This is a genomic window from Mucilaginibacter sp. CSA2-8R, from assembly GCF_038806765.1.
GTDB lineage: Bacteria > Bacteroidota > Bacteroidia > Sphingobacteriales > Sphingobacteriaceae > Mucilaginibacter.
In genome coordinates, this window is sequence record NZ_CP152389.1 from 5,220,688 (window position 1) to 5,240,029 (window position 19,342).

General features: G+C 44.2%; 16 protein-coding genes. 6 read left to right on the forward strand and 10 right to left on the reverse strand.

Annotated elements, in window-relative coordinates; genetic code table 11:
- Positions 1 to 56 precede the first annotated feature (56 nt).
- From AAGR14_RS22160 to AAGR14_RS22200, 9 genes are all read right to left on the reverse strand, one after another.
- A complete protein-coding gene (locus tag AAGR14_RS22160; protein WP_342646428.1) occupies positions 57 to 1,331 on the reverse strand; it encodes a TolC family protein in 1,275 nt (424 codons plus the stop codon).
- A 224-nt stretch (positions 1,332 to 1,555) separates the two neighbouring features.
- Entirely contained in the window at positions 1,556 to 2,920 is a 1,365-nt protein-coding gene (locus AAGR14_RS22165) for an ATP-binding protein (RefSeq protein WP_342646429.1), read from the reverse strand.
- 10 nt (positions 2,921 to 2,930) lie between these two features.
- Positions 2,931 to 3,611, reverse strand: coding sequence for a response regulator transcription factor (locus AAGR14_RS22170; RefSeq protein ID WP_342646430.1), 681 nt, complete (start codon positions 3,609 to 3,611; stop codon positions 2,931 to 2,933).
- A 78-nt stretch (positions 3,612 to 3,689) separates the two neighbouring features.
- Positions 3,690 to 4,970, reverse strand: coding sequence for a hypothetical protein (locus tag AAGR14_RS22175; protein ID WP_342646431.1), 1,281 nt, complete (start codon positions 4,968 to 4,970; stop codon positions 3,690 to 3,692).
- Positions 4,971 to 5,166: 196 nt separating this feature from the next.
- Positions 5,167 to 6,606 carry a TolC family protein gene (locus AAGR14_RS22180; RefSeq protein WP_342646432.1) on the reverse strand — a complete coding sequence of 480 codons (1,440 nt, stop codon included), beginning with the start codon at positions 6,604 to 6,606 and terminating at the stop codon, positions 5,167 to 5,169.
- 12 nt (positions 6,607 to 6,618) lie between these two features.
- Positions 6,619 to 9,780, reverse strand: coding sequence for an efflux RND transporter permease subunit (locus tag AAGR14_RS22185; protein ID WP_342646433.1), 3,162 nt, complete (start codon positions 9,778 to 9,780; stop codon positions 6,619 to 6,621).
- Positions 9,781 to 9,865: 85 nt separating this feature from the next.
- Positions 9,866 to 11,002 (reverse strand): efflux RND transporter periplasmic adaptor subunit, encoded by a 1,137-nt coding sequence (locus AAGR14_RS22190; RefSeq protein ID WP_342646434.1) that lies wholly within the window; start codon positions 11,000 to 11,002, stop codon positions 9,866 to 9,868.
- A gap of 106 nt (positions 11,003 to 11,108) precedes the next feature.
- Entirely contained in the window at positions 11,109 to 11,507 is a 399-nt protein-coding gene (locus AAGR14_RS22195) for a hypothetical protein (RefSeq protein WP_342646435.1), read from the reverse strand.
- Between the two features lie 131 nt (positions 11,508 to 11,638).
- Entirely contained in the window at positions 11,639 to 12,085 is a 447-nt protein-coding gene (locus tag AAGR14_RS22200; protein WP_342646436.1) for a hypothetical protein, read from the reverse strand.
- A gap of 399 nt (positions 12,086 to 12,484) precedes the next feature.
- On the opposite strand from AAGR14_RS22200, the gene AAGR14_RS22205 reads away from it, so the two are divergent.
- The 4 genes from AAGR14_RS22205 (at position 12,485) to AAGR14_RS22220 (ending at position 15,358) form a co-directional block, all read left to right on the forward strand.
- Positions 12,485 to 12,793: a hypothetical protein gene (locus AAGR14_RS22205; RefSeq protein WP_342646437.1), complete on the forward strand. Its 309-nt coding sequence runs from the start codon at positions 12,485 to 12,487 to the stop codon at positions 12,791 to 12,793.
- Positions 12,794 to 12,962: 169 nt separating this feature from the next.
- Positions 12,963 to 13,148, forward strand: a complete 186-nt coding sequence (locus tag AAGR14_RS22210; RefSeq protein WP_342648715.1) for a helix-turn-helix domain-containing protein — start codon at positions 12,963 to 12,965, stop codon at positions 13,146 to 13,148.
- Between the two features lie 169 nt (positions 13,149 to 13,317).
- Positions 13,318 to 14,016 carry a response regulator transcription factor gene (locus tag AAGR14_RS22215; protein WP_342646438.1) on the forward strand — a complete coding sequence of 233 codons (699 nt, stop codon included), beginning with the start codon at positions 13,318 to 13,320 and terminating at the stop codon, positions 14,014 to 14,016.
- Complete coding sequence (locus tag AAGR14_RS22220; RefSeq protein WP_342646439.1) at positions 14,000 to 15,358, forward strand: HAMP domain-containing sensor histidine kinase; 1,359 nt, start codon at positions 14,000 to 14,002, stop codon at positions 15,356 to 15,358. Before AAGR14_RS22215 ends, AAGR14_RS22220 begins: the two co-directional genes overlap by 17 nt.
- Positions 15,359 to 15,649: 291 nt before the next feature.
- On the opposite strand, the gene AAGR14_RS22225 is transcribed toward AAGR14_RS22220, so the two are convergent.
- Entirely contained in the window at positions 15,650 to 16,993 is a 1,344-nt protein-coding gene (locus AAGR14_RS22225) for a glycoside hydrolase family 88 protein (protein WP_342646440.1), read from the reverse strand.
- Between the two features lie 220 nt (positions 16,994 to 17,213).
- Between AAGR14_RS22225 and AAGR14_RS22230 the strand changes: the two genes are divergently transcribed.
- Together AAGR14_RS22230 and AAGR14_RS22235 are read left to right on the forward strand one after the other, a co-directional pair.
- Positions 17,214 to 18,152: a glycoside hydrolase family 43 protein gene (locus AAGR14_RS22230; protein ID WP_342646441.1), complete on the forward strand. Its 939-nt coding sequence runs from the start codon at positions 17,214 to 17,216 to the stop codon at positions 18,150 to 18,152.
- 62 nt (positions 18,153 to 18,214) lie between these two features.
- Positions 18,215 to 19,240, forward strand: coding sequence for a family 43 glycosylhydrolase (locus tag AAGR14_RS22235; RefSeq protein ID WP_342646442.1), 1,026 nt, complete (start codon positions 18,215 to 18,217; stop codon positions 19,238 to 19,240).
- Positions 19,241 to 19,342 lie beyond the last annotated feature (102 nt).

Genomic DNA, 19,342 nt, shown 5'->3' on the forward strand with positions numbered 1-19,342 from the left:
TTGGTTATTGCGGTGTTGTTTTGTCACCGTTATGGTGTGCTTGTTTGTTCAGTATTTTATTGTGCCGGAATTACTGTTGTGCCTACGGCATAATTTAAATCGGCAATAGATTTTTGCAGGTTAAGCTGTAGTTGTAAAATCTTGATTTTAGTTTCTTTGTAAGAATCAAAAAAGTCGACAAACTCTGGCAGGCTTATTTGTCTTTGCTGGAAGCTTTTAAGCATAGCGTTAAAGATCTGGTCGTAACGCTCATAAAAATCTGTTTGATTTTTATCCAGTAACTGCTCACTCAAACGGTATTGCTGTACGGCGTTGTAAACCTGGTTGGTTACCTGCAGTTCAACATTTTTGACAATGTATTCCTGGCTTTGTGCTGCTAACTGGGCTGATTTAATGTTGCCCTGGTTACGATTTAACAACGGCAGCGGAACGCTGATTTGTAAGCCCACATAATGAGGAGCGTAACTGCTGTTTTGGTCGTAGCTGGCACCAATATTAACATCGGGTTTAGCCAAAGCTTTTTGCAAGGTCAGGTTATCCTGATTTTGCAAGAGCGTATATTGGTTTAAGCGATAATCGGCCCTCGTGTTTTTAGCCTGTTCGGCAAGTGTAGCCGGGTTAAGCACCAGATCTTCGGGAGCTGGTTTAATTTGCGGAATGATAAACTGAGTTTCTTTCACCGCCAAAATAGTTTTTAACTCTGTTTCCAGATCGTTTAACTGGCGCTCGTTTTCAACCAGTTCATTTTGCAGATTAAACAGCAAGGCCTTTAAGCGCACCAAATCTTTAAGTGATGTGTTACCTGCCTGGTAAGCTTTGTCGGTTGCATTTACCAATGCGGTAGCTGAGGTAATTTCGGTGGTATAAACCTGGCGCTGGGCAATCAGGTTGGCGGCCTGGGCAAAATCGAGCTGCAGGTTATAACGCAGGTTGCGCATCAAATCATTAAAAGCGGCCTGCTGAATTTTAGTGCCGTCTTCGGCTACCCTGATTTGTTTGCCACGTTTGCCGGCAGTACGTATTAATTGAGATAACTGAACAAACACCTGTCCCATGTTACCATTGTGGTAAAAAAACTTTTTTGAGTTATCAGTAATATTTTGGTCGGTTGATAACACGGGGTTATCCCATAAACCGGCTTGTTGTACTAAGGCTTGTGTAGCGTTTACGTTATATCTCTGGGCTAACAGACTTAAGTTATTTTCCAGAAAAAGCTTTTCTGCGTCCTTAAAGCTTATGCGCAAACTATCAGTTTGGCTAAAAGCACTTGAGGTACCAAAACAGAAAAGTATCAAAAGCAGGGTTTTAAAGCCCTTGTGTGTGTTTGTCATTATACTTTGAACTTTGAAGATAATTCAAAGCTAATGAGGCAGAATTAGACCTGCATTAAACCTACATTAGAACAACATTAGATTTTAAAACAACTATTGTGTAGTTAAAATTTACCTGCAAACAGAATTCAATTAAGCTCAAAACGGCAGGTTGCCCTATACATAAAGACCGCCAAACGGCAGCTGGCTTAACGGAGGCCAAAGGCCATATTAAAAAAGCTTCATTAAGCCGTTTTTTTGAATTTAATAATGAAAGAAGTGCCGGTTGAGCCATCAGATTCTACCTGGATGGAGCCATGGCATAGATCAATGATTTTGTGGGCAATGAACAGGCCGACACCAGTACCCTGGATGTTGCGGGTACTTTCGGCCCGGTAGAACGATTTGAAGATGTTGTCTATATCCCCGGGCTTGATTCCCGGTCCTGAGTCGGTTACTGTAATGGTAATGTATTTATCCTGCACCTCAAAATATATACTTACCGGGGCATCATTAGAGTATTTGTAAGCATTGTCAACAATATTGTTCAGGGCAATCAACAACAGTGGTTTATTGCCTTGTATAACCAGCCTATCCTCATCTTCGGGGAAATCGCCAAAGCGGATGTTAAGCTTGTTTTCGCCTTTTTTTTCAACCCAATAATCATGCATCTCCCAAATTAATTCGTCCATGCGGGTGGGTTGTAGTACGGCTTTGGTATAGTTAAAGTCCACTTGGGCCAGCTCCATTAAACTGGATATGGTTAATTGCAGGTGCATGGCATCGGCAGATACTGATTGCAGTACGCGTTCATATTCCTGACTGGTACGGGGCTGCTCTAAGGCAACGTCGGCCTCGCCCATAATACTGGTGAGCGGTGTGCGTAACTCGTGCGAGGCATTAGAAACAAAACTTTGCTGCAATTCGAACGAATTTTCGAGCCGCTCGAGCAGGCTGTTAAAGTTGCTTACCAGTTCGGCTATCTCATCTTTATTTTTCACCGGTTCAATACGCAGGTGTAAATTACTGGAGCGTATCTGGGTAATTTGGGTGATGATGTTTTGTATAGGCGCCAGCATTTTTTTAGCAAACCATTGCCCCACAAAAAATAATATAGAGCTGAAGCATAAAAATAAAATCAGCGTAATTTTAGATAAGACGGCTATGCGTGGCCAAAAATTGCGATCAACGGCCGAGGCCAGAATCACAAAGTTGCCCTGGTTATCTTTAACATAACGGCCAACTACCTGCCGGTCACCTTCTTCGTATTCAATAAAGTCGTCTTTACGAACCTGCTCAATAATTTTATCACTCCAAACCAAGTTGCTTGTAGTGTTGAACGCGGCTTTGTTATTATCACTGTACACCCGGATGACCTCATTAGGCAGACGTTCCAAGTAGCGCTGCTGTACTTGTACCAACGAGTCGGCACCAATTTCATCTGCCTTTAAGTATAACTGTGTAGCAACGTTAATACGGTCGGACAGGCGTTTGTTGAAATCGGTTTGCAGAAACCCAAACACGGCAAAAAACAGAGCTATCAGCACCAGCAGCAGTGCGCCGCAACTAATTAGGGTAAAGTATAAAGAAAGCCGTGTTTTTATTTTCATAGCAGGGCTGTTACTGCTCTCTTAAAATATAGCCCATGCCAATTACCGTATTGATAAGTTTTTTATCAAAGCCTTTTTGAATTTTATTACGCAGGTAATTCACATAAACATCAACCATGTTGGTGCCGGTATCAAAGTGCAGCCCCCAAACTTTTTCGGTAATATATTCGCGCGATAACAACTTGTTTGGGTTTCTCATAAACAGCTCGAGCAGCACATACTCTTTGGCCGTTAATGTTATTTTTTTACCTGCGCGCTCGGCCGTTTTATCCCAGGTATCCAGGTTAAGATCACTAAAAGTAAGCAGGTGATTGGAGGTTTCATTTAAATTTCGGCGGCGCAATAAAGCCTCTATACGGGCCAATAATTCATTAAAATGAAAAGGCTTAATGAGGTAATCATCCGCACCGGCGTGTAACCCGTTAACCTTATCATCAATAGTACCCAGGGCGCTTAGCATCAATATAGGTACCTGCGCCTGCTTTTGTCTGATTTGCTTACACAAATCAATACCGCTAATTAGCGGCAACATTACATCTAAAATTATAAGGTCGTAGGTTTGTTGCAGCACTTCGGTTAATCCGGCCACACCATCGCGGGCAACGTCAACAGTATATTGATGCTCGTTTAAGCCTTTTTTTATAAAAGAAGATACTTTGTCTTCGTCCTCAACCAACAGGATACGTGCCATGCTTTACCAGTATATGCTTGTAGAATTTAATGAACAAACTTAATCACAAAAATGATACATTAAAATCAAACCTTGTGCTTATTGCCCTTGCCCACTGCTTTTTACATAAAAAGGGATATTAGCCGTAGCTACTTTGCCCCGGCCATCGCTTGCATATATAAACAAACGGTACGCACCTTCTTTATCTGGCGCTTTTAAGGTTGCTTGTTTGTTGTTAGCGCTGCTCACAAATCCGTTCAGTGGTTGAGGCCTGTTCTCGCGATCGCCGCCCTCTTTTAAATCGGTACTCTCGGGCAATAACTCATATCGTACAGCAAGCTTATTGTTGTCGGGGTCGGTTATCTTTAAGGCTATGGGGTAACTTTGGGCAGAATTGAGGTAGATGTTATCTGTCGCTTTTTGGTTATTCAATAAAAATGAGCTCAACTCAGGAGCGCGGTTTTTAGGCCAATGGCCTGTCCAAAGGTATTGCATTACATCTACTACACCGGTTTCTTCACCATTTTCGGTAAATAGTCCATACCAGGTAGGAGTGCGTTCCTGCTTTTGCCCCCACAAAAATACATACGACCCCAAACAATGCTTATCTGCTTTAATGGAAGCCTCATACCGGCTTTTGTAAACGGCAGCCTTTTGAGTACTGGTTTCTTCTACTGATGCCTTCCATGGCGTTTGCGGACCTTCCCAGTGCCCGGTTGGCCCCCATTCGGTAACCAAGTATGGCCCATCCCATCCTGCACTCCTGATTTGCTGCGGAACACCCGGCAAACCACCATATACCTGCACCGATATAAAATCCAGATCAGGACAGCGGTCTGTTATGTAATCAATTTCTCTTTTATTAATCCCGGCCAGCATGGTGGTAGCCGGGTGGTTGGGATCTTCTTCATGAATCATTTTAGCAATGCCATTTACAGCATCCCATACGTTCGGGTTAGTATACTGCAGGTTTAGCTCATTGCCAATGCCCCAGGCCAGCAAAGCCGGATGATTTTTGTATTTACGTACTTCGAGCCTTAAGGTTTCTAACTGCTTGTGCACGGCAGCACTATCATTATAATCAAAGCCGTGGCGTTCGCGGGCTACGTTTAAGCCCATTGTTACCGTGAGGCCTAATTGCTGGGCTTTATTCAGGATATCCTGCCCGTTACGGGTGTCCCAGCTACGTAAAGAGTTGCCGCCATAACGAGCCAACTGCTCGCTGTAGCTACTACCGCCAGCACCCTTTACAAAATAAGGTTTCCCGCCTCTGGTTAATAGAAAGCCTTGCTCTTGCTTTACAACCTTTACCGGTATTGGATGCAAAGACTCTTGCGCGTAGCTGCCAAAGCTGCTACACCATAATAATAAGATAGACAAGTGCCGATAGTTTAATGCAGGCATATTAAGTAAAAACAGATAGTTAAACGGTTTATTGCAGTTGGTGAATTTAATTGAAATAAACCCGAAACTCAAATTATACCGTACGTGAGTAATAACATAATTAAACAGTAATGCCCTGTAAGTATCACTCACAGGGCATTACATTGCCTAGCAAAATAAAACTAATCAGGCTTTAATGTTTCCAACCGCCTCCTACAGAACGGTATAAATTAATTGCGCCAATAAAAATGCTTTTTTTAGTATTGGCCAGTTCCAGCTCGGCATCAAGTACATTACGTTGGGCGGTGATAACCTCCAGATAATTGGCGCGGCCTACCAGGTATAAATCGTTGGCAACAGCTACTGCATTGTTCAGAGCCTGTACTTCTTGCTGCTTTTGGCTGTAGGCCTGGCTGTAGTTTTCAATGCTTTTCATACTGTTCAACACTTCCTGGTAACTGGTTAAAACGGTTTTTTGGTAGCCGTATAAAGCCTGTTTGCCTTGGGCAACTGTGCGTTCATAATCGGCCTTAATTAAATTACGACTAAAAATAGGAGCTGCAACACCGCCTAACAGGCCGTAAGCTAACGAACCCGAGTTAAACAGCAATGAACTGCTGAAAGCATTGAAGCCCACGTAAGGTGATAGCGTAAGCGACGGAAAAAAAGCAGCATGTACCGCCTTTATATCGGCGTTCATTGCCCGCAATTCAAATTCAGCCTCTTGTATATCTGGCCTGTTTAATAATAGCTGTGAGGGAATGCCCGCCGTTAGTACGGATGGCAGTTTAAGTGTATTAATCGAAGTATCACGACTAATGGCTTTAGGATACTTGCCGGTTAAAAAGTTGAGCTGGTTTTCGGTTTCGGTTATTTGTTGTAAAACCTGGTATTCTAAACCTTTGGTGCGTTTAAGTTGCGCCAAAAACTGCTGTACAGCCAGCTCAGTAGCCCGTCCACCTAATTTTTGCACTTTAATAATTTCAAGCGCATTATTTTGCAGCTCCAGGTTTTTACGGATTACCCGCAGCTCGTTATCTAAGGCCAGCAAAGTATAGTAGGCAGTAGCAATTTGTGCGGTAAGTGAAGTAGCCACCATTTTATAGCCGCTCTGGCTGGCTAAAAAGCGATTAAACGCCGCCTTTTTACGGTTGCGCAATTTACCCCACAAATCCACTTCCCAGGCACTACGGAAACCCAGAAAATAATCGGGCGTAGGGTTAGGAATACGTTGGTCGCCATTAATATTGGGTGATAAGTTAGTATCATAATTACCAACACCATTCATGGTATAATCACCGTATTTTTCTAAACCTGCATTGGCATTGAGCGTAACGGCAGGTAATATAGATATCCGGTTGTAACGCAGGTTTGCGTTAGCTACTTCGATGCGTTGCAAGGCTGATAATATATCAGGATTAGCATTAAAAGCGGTATCAATCAGTTTGATTAAATAACTGTCAGAAAAAAAACTTGATATAGGTAAGCTTGCTACGTTAGCCGTGTCGGTTTTACCGGTAAAAGAGCCCGGCATATCGGCAGGCGGAGCAACGGTTATAGTTTTTAGCCGGCTGCAGGCGGTAGTTAAGCACACCAGAAGCAGGCTATATAGAAATAATTTATATTTATACATGGATGTTATCAATTAATGGTAAGTGCTGAGTTCTTCGGTTTCCAACACTGGTACAGCCTCTTGTTGTTTCTGCTTAGGCTTGGCTAACCCCGAGAATATGACATATAGACCCGGAATTAATACTAACCCAAACAGGGTTCCCAGTAACATACCTCCGGCAGCAGCGGTACCGATTGAACGATTACCCATGGCACCTGCTCCGCTGGCTATACATAAAGGCACTAGGCCTGCAATAAATGCAAATGAGGTCATTAAAATAGGGCGTAACCTGGATACTGCCCCCTCAATAGCCGCCTGCAACACGGTAGCACCTTCGCGCTCGCGCTGCACGGCAAACTCAACAATCAAAATGGCATTTTTCCCCAGCAAACCAATCAGCATCACCAAAGCCACCTGGGCGTAAATATTGTTTTCGAGGCCGGTAATCTTTAAAAAGAAGAATGCTCCTAAAATACCTGTAGGCAGCGACAGAATAACCGCTAATGGCAATAACAAACTTTCGTATTGTGCGGCCAACAGCAGGTACACAAACACCAAACAAATAATGAAAATATAGATAGCTTGGTTACCCGACAATATCTGCTCGCGCGTCATACCCGACCATTCGAACGAGTAGCCTTTTGGTAATTTCTGAGCAGCAATGCGCTGGATGGCAGCAATAGCATCGCCACTACTGTAGCCCGGCGCGGCATCGCCATTAATCATAGCTGAGGTATACATATTATAACGGGTAAGCTGCTCCGGCCCGTAAACACGCTCCATCCTGATAAAGGCAGAGAAAGGCACCATCTCGCCTTTATTGTTTTTTACATACAGTTGCAGTACGTCCTCAGGTTTAGTCCTGAACTCGGGCGATGCCTGCACCATCACTTTATACATCTGCCCAAAGCGGATAAAGTTAGAGGCGTAGTAACTACCCATCAGCGTTTGCAGGGTAGACATTGCTTTATCTATAGTAACGCCTTTTTTGGCCGCCATACGCTGGTCTACACTGATAAGGTATTGCGGAAAGTTAGGGTCGAAGCTGGAGAAGGCGTTATTAATCTCGGGCGACTCGTTAAGTGCTTTGATAAAGCCGTTAGACACTTCGGCCGTTTCTTGCAAATCGCCCGTTCCGCTTTTGTCCAGCATACGTATCTCAAAACCGCTGGAGTTACCAAAGCCCGGAACCGTAGGCGGCGGAAAGAATTGTATGGAAGCATCGCCAATGTTACGGGTGCGTTTCTGTAGCTCGTCAATAATATCGTTTAATGATTCTTTGCGCTCGTCCCAGCTTTTCAGGTTAATCATGGCCATACCGTATGATGCACCCGCCACCTCATTTACCAGGCTGTAACCTGATAAGGTTGATATTGACTCAATAGCCTTGATACTTTTGGTTTGCCGCTGTATTTCGCTCAGCACCTCCTCAGTACGTTCTACTGTAGCACCGGCCGGGGTGGTTACATTCACATAAATCATCCCCTGATCTTCGGTTGGGATAAAGCCTGTGGGCAATATGGCACTTATACCCCAGGTGGCAGCAAAAAACACTGCTAATGCAACTAAAGTGATGACGCGGCGACCGGCAATTTTACCGATAAAACCAGCATATTTATTCTGTACCGCATCATATTTGTTATTGAAGCCTTTAAAGAACCGGTCTATAATACCTTTTTTAGCCCCATGGCCTGGCTTAAGCATAATAGCACACAAAGCAGGGGTAAGCGTAACCGCGTTAATACCCGAAATAACGATGGAGATAGCCATGGTTAGCGAGAACTGCCGGTAAAATACCCCAACAGGACCCGACATAAAAGCTACCGGCACAAACACTGCCGACATAACGAGTGTAATAGCCACAATGGCCCCACTGATATCTTTCATGGCGCTGATGGTGGCATCCATTGGGCTCAGGTGCTCTTCGTGCATTTTTACGTGTACGGCTTCTACCACTACAATGGCATTATCTACCACAATACCTATAGCTAACACCAGCGCAAACAACGTAAGGAGGTTGATGGAGAAGCCCAGCAACTGCATAAAAAACAAGGAGCCCACCAACGCCACCGGCACTGCCAACGCCGGGATAAGCGTAGAGCGAAAGTCCTGCAAAAAGATGTACACCACAATAAACACCAGGATAAAAGCCTCTACCAGTGTACGCAGCACCTCGTGAATAGAGGCATCTAAAAAGCGGGAAACATCATAATTTACGTTATAAGTCATGCCGCTTGGAAAAGAGCTTTCTTTAAGCTCAGCCATACGGGTTTTAATATTACTGATTACTTCGCGCGCGTTTGAGCCGGGGCGCTGTTTAATCATGATGGATGCTGATGGCCGGCCGTCAGTTTTAGAAACCATGCCGTAAGTAAGCGAACCAAACTCCACATCCGCCACTTCTTTAAGCGTAAGTATAGTTCCGGCTTCGTCAGAACGCAGTACAATATTTTCGTATTGTTTAGGCTCAAAAAACTTACCCGGATAGCGTAATACATATTGCAGCATCTGTGGCGATTTATCAGAACTCTGCCCTGTTTTGCCCGGTGCAGCTTCTACGTTTTGAGCGCGGATGGCTTCAATCACATCATCAGTAGATACTTTGTAGGCCATCATGCGGTCGGGTTTTAACCATACCCGCATCGAGTATTCTTTAGCACCCATAATTTCGGCACGGCCAACGCCGTCAATACGTTTAAGCTCTTGCAATACATTAATGTCGGTAAAGTTGTAGATGAATTTTTCGTCCATCGCTTTATCATCGCTCATAATGTTGAGGTACATCAGCATACTGTTTACCTCCTTTTCGGTAGTTACGCCGGCCTTAATTACCTCTTCGGGCATCTCATCGATAATGGTAGCCACGCGGTTCTGCACGTTAACGGCTGCTTGGTCGGGGTCGGTACCTACGTTAAAGTAAATCTGGATGACGGTTAAACCATCGTTACTGCATACCGACGACATATAGGTCATGCCGGGCACACCATTAATAGCCCGCTCGAGCGGGGTGGCTACGGCTTTGGCACAAACCTCGGCATTGGCACCGGTGTAGTTGGCGGTTACGGTTACCGATGGTGGCACAATATCTGGAAACTGGGTTACGGGCAAAGTAATTAATGCCAGCACGCCCAATAAGGTTATTATTACGGATATAACAAGCGACAGAATAGGCCGCTTTATAAAAACATTGAACATAAGATTTTCACGTGTTTGATATCAAACAATGACCGCCTTGCTCATCAAAGCACGGCAAGGCAGCATTAAGAAAAATGCAGACTGTTTATTTGGCAGCCAGTACAGGGGCGCTTTTAAGCAGATTAGGCTTAATTACCATACCATCTCGGGCATTTTGCGCACCCTCAAACAGTATTTTGTCGCCTGCTTTGATACCCTCTTTTACCACGTAATACTGCGAAAAGCGGGTAAGTGGTGTAAAGGCCGTCATGTGCAGTTTATTATCCGGACCAACCAAGTATACATAGCTTTTATCCTGAACCTCGAAAACAGATTTTTGCGGAATCATAATCGCATCATCCATTTCGGAGGTAATGTAAACCTTACCGCTGGCCCCGTGGCGGAGCAACTTATGCGGATTAGGAAATTTTGCCCGCAGGGCTATAGAGCCGGTAGTTTGTTCAATTTCACCTTCGATGGTTTCGATAGTACCGGTATGGGTGTAACTGCTGCCGTCAGAGAGTTTGAGCTTTACCTCGTTGCTGCTCCCAGTATCACCATTGTTAATGCTGCGCTGATATTTCAAGTATTCATTTTCGGGAAAACTGAAATAAGCATAAATAGAGCTGATGTCTGATATGCTGGTTAGTAGGGTGCCTTCTTCAATCAAACTACCGGCCTTGAGCGGAATACGATCTATGATGCCGTCATACGGCGCACGTATTACAGTATAGGCAATGTGGTTTTGGGCACTTAGCACACTGGTACGCGCCTCGGCAATGGTAGCCTGATCAGCCTTTAACTTAGATTCGGCTACTTTAAGTTCCGACTCAGAAATTACTTTTTTATTAACCAGCATTTTTACGCGGTCAACTTCCAGGTGAGTAGCTACGGCGTCAGCCTCAGCATTACTCAGGGCTGCTTTGGCACGTGATAATGCTACACGGTATTCTTCGTCGTTTAATTTAAACAGTACCTGACCTTTACGTACTGGTTTGCCTTCGTCTACATAAATATGTTCTAAAAAGCCTTTCAGCCGCGATCTTATTTCAACGTTTTTCAGGGCTTGTATATCGGCTACGTAAGAGGTTTGTAATACCGTGTCTTTAGTTTTAACAGTTAATACGGGTAGTTCCAGGGTATCTTGTGTTGCATTTTCCTGGTTTTTTTTGGATGAGCAACTGGCCATAAAAATAGCAGCAGTCAATAGCAGTAAGCTATGCCCACACTTAAATTTCGTCATGATTATCTTATGTTCTTGAATAAAGTTTTAACAAATGCCCATACGGCAATAGGGTATGAAGCCATTAAGCCCATACCTATAGAAAACAGTAAAAAAGAATTAAGAATTAAAAAGGACAGAGCCGGAACAGGAAGTTGTAATAGGCCGGGCGAAGGGCTACACCTATTGTGTAGTTACTCACGGTATGAGCTAACGCGCGCTTAAACTGCTGAAATTGCAACCGAAAATCGGGTACCGGAACAAAAACGTTATCGTTTGAGCTGCTTCGGCGTACGTAGCGGCGCTGGTATTTTATGCTATGTGCTTTACCCGGCGCATTGTCGTCGGCATCGGTTATGGCCGCCGTAATACAATCAATCCAGGTATTGGTATGAAAGCAGGACTCATCTTCTGCATTGGCATCTGTATGGATATTACCAAACAGGTCAGCAGGGGTACTTGCATTAGAGTAAGTAACCGCGTTGATTAGCCAAAGCGACAGAAAGATATGTATCCACTTTTTCATTAAGCTGATGCAAAATTAACAAACATTGAGCTTAGTTGTCAATGTTTTAATAATAAAGACATGTTTATATCAACAACGTTGCTTAACGGATAACATTATAAAAAAAATTAAATAGCTGTTTACGCTTACACTCAATAAGAAGCAAATTCAGGCTGATTGACTTTAAGATTAACCACAGTGCGGTTTATGTAAGGATACAGCGCAATGAGCAAAATTACAACTAAGATAAGACAGCTGACGAGCTGATCATAATCCATTGCGTAGCGCATTTGTGCCTGAGCGTGTACCGAGCGCGACAACAAGCCGTTTACTACTTTACCGGCCTGGTCGGGTGCCATACCCCGGCTAATAAGTAACTGCCGGTAGCCGTTTAGCTTTTGTGTAACTGCCGGGTTAAGATCGGTAATAGTTTGCCGAAAACGGGTAACATGCTCGCTTTGCCCCGAAAGTGAAAAGTAATTGACGAGGGCAATGCTGGTGCAAAAACCCGTAAACCTAAAAAATACACCTGTAGCCGAAGCTGCCCCGCCCAATTGCAGCGGCACCGACGATACTATGAACACGATAATCGGCGTCATCAGTAAACCTGAACAAACAGCGGGACAAAAAAGGTAGATGGATTAGCCTGCATGCTGAACAAAAAATACATCCATAGGTGAAACAGCAGCAAAAAGGCAAAGCCCGACATCTACACAAAACGCATAGGCCTGCGCATAACAATTAATCTGGAGGACACTATTACTCTTAAAATGATACCTGCCATGTTGATGAGTAGCATATAAGCAATATGTATAGGATCCAATACCCAAAACGGAAGCAAAGTAACCCGACGTAACGTTGAATGCCCCACGACAGATGTATAGTATAAATACCAACAGTGCCCCCATGCGGTAATTATGGTAGCTAAACACTTTTAAACTGAGGTAAGCCCGCTTTTATTTAGCCTGCCGCAATAAATGAATGCCCAGTAAAAAAAATTGCAATTACACTGGCCAGTATGCGGCTATCCTGCAGCCAATAGAACAGCTGCCCGTCATTATATCTGGTTCCCAAGCGATACCGACCATTTTATACAGGTAGGGCACACGGCAACCGCCATCCGCAGTGTGTACTTTCACACGTATGATGACCACCTGAACGATTTTTATACCCAAATGGATATTTACCCGGTTACCAACCTGCTGCACGAAATGATACTTTATGCCGGGCAATGGCGTGGCATTATAGAACCGGGCAGCACAGCGTTTACTTTTTGCAGGCGCTTAAAAATATACTGCCCAATTTAGGGGCGCAACACTTGCCCATTGTTTTACCCACTACACAAAACGAACGTTTAAGGCCGGTAATCAAATATTTAAGTGTGCATTTTGCCTCGCCTTTAATATACACTCGGTAAGTGAAAAATTTGGTTTAAGCGAGCGTACGTTATTCAGGCTATTTCAATCAGTACTAAGTATTTCCTTTTTACAGCACCTAAAGCCATTGCGTGTGGTACGTGCGGCAGAAATGATGCTGCAAACCCGTTTAACGCTCAGCCAGATTGCCTATGCTACGGATTATAACAGCTTATCGGCTTTTAGTAATACTTTTTATCAAACCACGCTTACCTGGCAGTCTGATTTTGCGGGTACAATACGTTAGTACCTAAAGAAATTACCCTTTTTTATTAATAAGTTATTAAGATTTGAACAGAATACCGCTGCTAATTGGTGTTTTGTTAATTAACTTATAAGTTTGTTAGCCGCCTTATCTTAACATAGGTATAAATCAGCAAGTAAACTTACTGTTAGCATTAAATTTTATATAACGTATGGCCATTTTAATAGTAGAAGACGAACCAAGTGTTGCATCAGTGATTAAACGCGGACTGGCTGATTATGGATTTGATACAACCATTGCCCCGAATGGGTTATCGGGCTTGCAGCTGGCAGGCGAGCGCCCTTACGAATTGATTATTCTGGATGTAATGCTGCCCGATCTGGATGGTGTACAGGTGTGCAAGCAAATCAGGCAGCAAAATACCAATGTACCTATATTAATGCTTACCGCGCTCGACTCGACCGAAAACGTGGTAACTGGCTTAGACAGCGGTGCCGACGACTATATGGCCAAGCCGTTTAAAATGATGGAACTGGCAGCCCGGGTAAGATCGCTGTTGCGCCGTCGCGGTAACGAGGCCAACGCTAACAGCGTTTATAAAATTGCCGGCATTGAATTAGATACTGAGGCTAAAGTTGCTACCAATAACCAGGTGCCTTTAGTGTTAACGCCTACCGAGTATCGTTTGCTCGAGTATTTTATCAAAAATCAGAAAAAGGTTTTAACGCGTATCCAGATTTTAGAAAACGTTTGGGATATTGATTTTAATTTAGGTACCAACGTAGTTGACGTGTATGTGAACTACCTGCGTAAAAAATTGGATAGAGATAATCCGAATAAACTAATACATACCATCTTTGGTATGGGCTACATGATGAAGGATGTAGAAGAAAATGAAAATTCAAAATAAGATAACGCTTCTTTTCCTGGTATTGTCTACCGGAATATTGGTGCTGCTTAATGCCTTTATCTTTTATTTTGAATACAAGTTTAATTACGAGGACTTTTTTAAACGTCTCGAAACCCGGGTAAATATTATGTCGAGGGTGCGTTTGCATCCTGATGCCGAAAGCCGGGCTTATGAGGAGGTGCGAAACCGTTATCTCGAAAGACTTGATCATGAAAAGGAACAGTTACTTCAGGCAGATTCCAGCGGGCATTTTAAAGACGAGGGATTGCCTAAAACTTTTCTGAAAGAAATTATACGCAACGGAACTGCCCGGTATCGAAGTAAAAGTCAATTTTTTGCCGGTAAACTTGTTTCACAGGGAAGTAATCAATTTATTATTGTAGTATCTGCCTCCAACCCGTACGGTTTGCGCGAAATTAATGAACTGCGACGAATATTATTACTGGGTTTTATTGGTGCCATCCTAGTCGCGTTTTTGGTAGGAAAGGCGTTTTCGTACTATACCTTTATGCCCGTGCGTAAGCTAACCGACGAAGTTAACCTGATTACGTCAGACAACCTGCATTCGCGTTTAGAAACCACGAAAAGCAAGGATGAAATTGCCGAACTGGTACGCACTTTTAACAGCATGATTAACCGGCTGGAAACAGCTTTTACCACTCAAACTAACTTTGTAAGCAATGCCTCGCATGAGCTGCGAACACCCCTAACCATTATAAACGGGGAGGTTGAACTGGCGCTTAACCAGCCCGACCCAACCGGCAAGCAACATGAGGTTTTACAAACCATCCGCACCGAAACAGATAAATTGATACAGATTATCAACAATCTGCTGTTGCTGGCTCAATCCGGATTTGATGGCAAAAAGCAAAATTGGCAAAAGGTACGGATGGACGAATTGCTTTGGCTGGCCATTGCATCAAGCAAAAAAATATACCCGGATAGTTATGTAGAGGTAGATCATCTTCACCTTCCTGATAACGAGCAGCTACTGTATGTACTGGGTAACGATAATTTATTACGCTTAGCGATCACTAATATCATCACTAACGCTTGTAAGTATTCTAAAAATAAACTAGTAACCATCCGGCTCGTGGCAGAACAAAATCAGCTACTAATTGATGTAGCCGACCAGGGTATCGGTATCCCGGAGGCTGATCTGAAACATATTTTTGAACCGTTCTTTAGGGCATCAAACACATACGCTTATGAGGGTCATGGGGTGGGGCTGGCTTTAACCTATAATATTATACGTCAGCACAGCGGTACAATCAACATCCATTCTGAGGTAGGCACCGGTACTAAAATGCAAATTGTGCTGCCTATTGCCGAACCCGGGTAACTTCTAACCAGATTTTAACAAATTATTTAATAGTTGCTAATAAGTTAAACCCACCTTGCGTTACAGGTTTTGCCGAATCAGCTTGTTAACCCTGAATAACAAGTTGATTCAGCACCTGCCCAATGGCAGGTAAGCGGTTGCCTGCTTTTTATTGCAACTACGGGCTCATGAGGCCAATGTTTTATACACTGTAGTTTTGTTTAGTGTTTGTTTTTTAAGAGTGAAGCCGCAACGTGCAATACGAAGCGGCTTCTTAGTTTTACATTATTGACGGTGCTGTCTGTGCTATAATCAATTCTTCATCATCACGGCGCTATCATTCACTTCGAAAACATGCTTCTTTAATAAATTAATCACTTCTGCACCTGCCAGCAATACGGGCCCGTAGCCATGTGCCGCATAAACATTTACGGGGCGGTAATAATAAAACGCCGGGTCAAAAGCCATGCCTGTGCCTACGCAGGTACCTTCTACCTGCCCCTGGCTGTTTACTTTGGTGGCCACTGCATTCCAGGCCAGCAAAGTAGCCGGGCCGAACGCTTTACCGTTGAGCCAGCCCTGGTTAATGCCCCTCGCAAAACAATAGGCATAAATAGCCGTAGCCGAAGTTTCCAGGTAACTGTCATTCCGGTCCAGTAACTGGTGCCAAAAGCCTTGGCTCGACTGATAGGCGGCCAGGCCTTTGGCTAAGGCCTGGTATTGCTGCAAAACCGCCTTACGGCCAGGGTGTTGTTCGGGCAGCACATCAAGCAGTTCGGTCATGGCCATCAGCGCCCAGCCATTGGCGCGGCCCCAATGAAATTGTGGGTGCACATCCATCTCCTCTACCCAACCGTGCATGTAAACTCCTTTTTCGCGGTTAAACATACGGGCGCTAAACTGCAGCACTTGCTTTACGGCATCATCATAATATTTGTTATCACCGGTAAGCTTGCCCATTTGTGCCAAGGCAGGTACGCTCATAAACATATCATCCAGCCATAAAGTATTTTTTTGCGGGCGGTTACGCGCCAACGTACCGTCAGCCAAACGTTGCTGCTTGGTGCTGATAAAATTGATAAAGTTATCAGCCATCGGGCGCAAATTGGGCGATGAATTGCCCAAACGTATAGTTTTAATAGTAGCGGCACACAGTGCACCGGCATCATCTAAAGCGCCGGGGTACAGTACCGGATGCAAAGGGCTGCGGCGCTCAGGTGTTTTAGCATCCAGCTTTTTAAACATCGGTGCTGCATCTGCCAAAAAATTTAAACGGGTTTGGGTGTAATTGATATACCGAGCATCACCGGCAGCCTGTCCGGCCAGTAACATGCCTGCATAGGTTACGCCCCACTCATAACTCGTCAGCCTGAAATCGCCGGGTTTAAAAACGGTGCCTGTATCAATAGCGTTTAATGCAACCGGCGCACCTGTTTTACGGTTAACCAGCTGCGCCGGTGTGTTTTTTTCTAAATAAGCCAGTATGCGATCGAGCGTTTGTTTTACCTGCGCCGGGTTCGTAATATCATAAGGCACCGGGTAGTTTACCTTCATAGCATGCAGTGGCGTAACTACGTCATTCACTTTCTGGCTAAAGGATATATGACTAATGAGTAATCCGCAGCAAAGCAGCAGGCCGGCTTTTCTAGTTTTCATGTGCAAAATATTGGGGTTGTTACCAAGGCCCATTAAGCTGGCAATGGCAACAGGTTATAATTATTGGTTACAGGTGCTTATATTTAAGCCCTAACAAATTAAAGTCATATAATAATAACTGCCAACTTTGTACAGACAGTGTAGGATAGTTAAACCATAAGTTGAGTAACTCATCTGATTATATTTGACCGTTAGCCCATACCTATTTAACCCATTATAAATGAGAAGAAGCTTTTACCTGATTTTGCTATTGCTGCTATCTGCTAATGTTTTTGCGCAAAAGGCAGCCAAAGAAGTTTATTTGTTCTGTTATTTTAAGGGCAGTAGCAGCGACGGTTTGCACTTGGCAGCCAGCACCGACGGCCTGAAATGGGAAGCGTTAAAAGACGATAGTTCTTTTTTAAAACCAATGGTGGCCAAAGACCGGCTGATGCGTGACCCTTGTATTATTAGAGGTGCCGACGGCTTGTTTCATATGGTATGGACGGTAAGCTGGGCTGATAAGGGTATTGGTTATGCCAGCTCTAAAGATTTAATGCATTGGTCAGAGCAGCAGTTTCTGCCTTTAATGGCTGCCGAAGCAGGGGCACGCAATACCTGGGCACCCGAAATTACTTATGATGCTAAAACTAAACAGTATATGATTTACTGGGCCAGCACCATCACCGGCCGCTATCCGGCGGTTGATTCCACTGCCGAAGCCGGGTATAACCATCGCCTGTATTACACCCTCACTAAAGATTTTAAAAAGTTTACAGATACCAAATTACTGTACGACCCCGGCTTTAATGCCATTGATGCTACGATACTGCCTTATGGCAAACAATTCATCATGTTTTTTAAAGACGAAACTTTAAAGCCTGTACAAAAGAACATTAAGATTGCCTACGCCGAACAATTGACCGGCCTGTACAAACAAGCAGGCACACCTGTTACCGGCAATTACTGGGCTGAGGGACCTACCGCTATGCAGATAGGCAATAAATGGTTTTTGTATTTTGATAAGTACCGCGACCATAAATACGGTGTGCTCACCTCCACCGATTTAAAAAACTGGACCGATGTATCCGACCAGGTTCAGTTACCTCCGGGCATCCGCCACGGCAGTGTGTTTAAGGTAACTACCGCCGAGTACGAAAAATTAAAATCGTTTAAATAACATACCATGTGCCGGCAGGATGGTCCTTAGTTTCCGACATCTGGTCACTTATCCAAAGCAGAATGATGGCAAAGCCCTATCAAATATTATTATTGTTGATTGTTGTTTTAGCGCTCGGCAATGGTGCTTGTGCGCAAGGTAACCGACTGGGCAAACCGGCACCCAAACCCTTGTTTCGCGACCCGGTGTATGATGGTGCTGCCGACCCGGTGGTTATTTGGAATAAAGCCAAAAAGCGGTGGTTTATGTTTTATACCAACCGCCGGGCTAAAGATACCACCGGCGGCGTAGCCTGGGTGCATGGCACGCGTATAGGCATAGCCGAATCAAAAGATGGCGCCAACTGGAAATATGTGGATACAGCCGACATTCAGTATCGGCCTACCGCCGGGTACACCCACTGGGCGCCCGAAATTATTGAGCATAACGGGCTTTATCATATGTATTTGACCTATGTGCCCGGTGTATTTACCGACTGGAACCATCCGCGCAGCATCCTCCATCTCACCAGTAAAAACCTTTTAAACTGGCATTACGAATCTACGCTCAAGCTGTCATCCGAAAGGGTTATTGACGCCTGCGTGTATCATATGCCGGATGGCACATGGCGCATGTGGTATAACAACGAGCGCGACCATAAATCTATTTATTATGCCGACAGTAAAGATTTATATACCTGGACAGACGGAAAAAAGGCAGTTTACGACCAAAGCGGCGAGGGACCGAAAGTATTTGACTGGAAAGGCAAGCACTGGATGATTACCGATGTATGGCGTGGTTTAGCCATTTACAGTTCTGACGATTTGCAAAACTGGACCAGGCAGCCAGATAATATATTACAAGCGCCCGGCACCGGTACTGATGATGGCGTAATAGGCGGCCATGCCGATATTGTAATAAACAACGATCGGGCATATGTTTTTTACTTCACCCATCCCGGCCGCACAACCCCACCTGCTGCCAGTTTATATAACCGCCAGCGCAGCAGCATACAAGTAGCCGAATTGCATTACGAAGACGGCAAAATTAACTGCGACCGTGATGCACCCACTTATATTAGCTTAAAAGCCCCAGCAAAGGGCCGCTAAATGAAAACATTGTATCAATGCTGTTATAAAAGGCGTTTAGCCAGACACCTTTAGTGCCTAACAGGATGGAACAGGATACGCTTTCATCCCGCAAAAAATAAA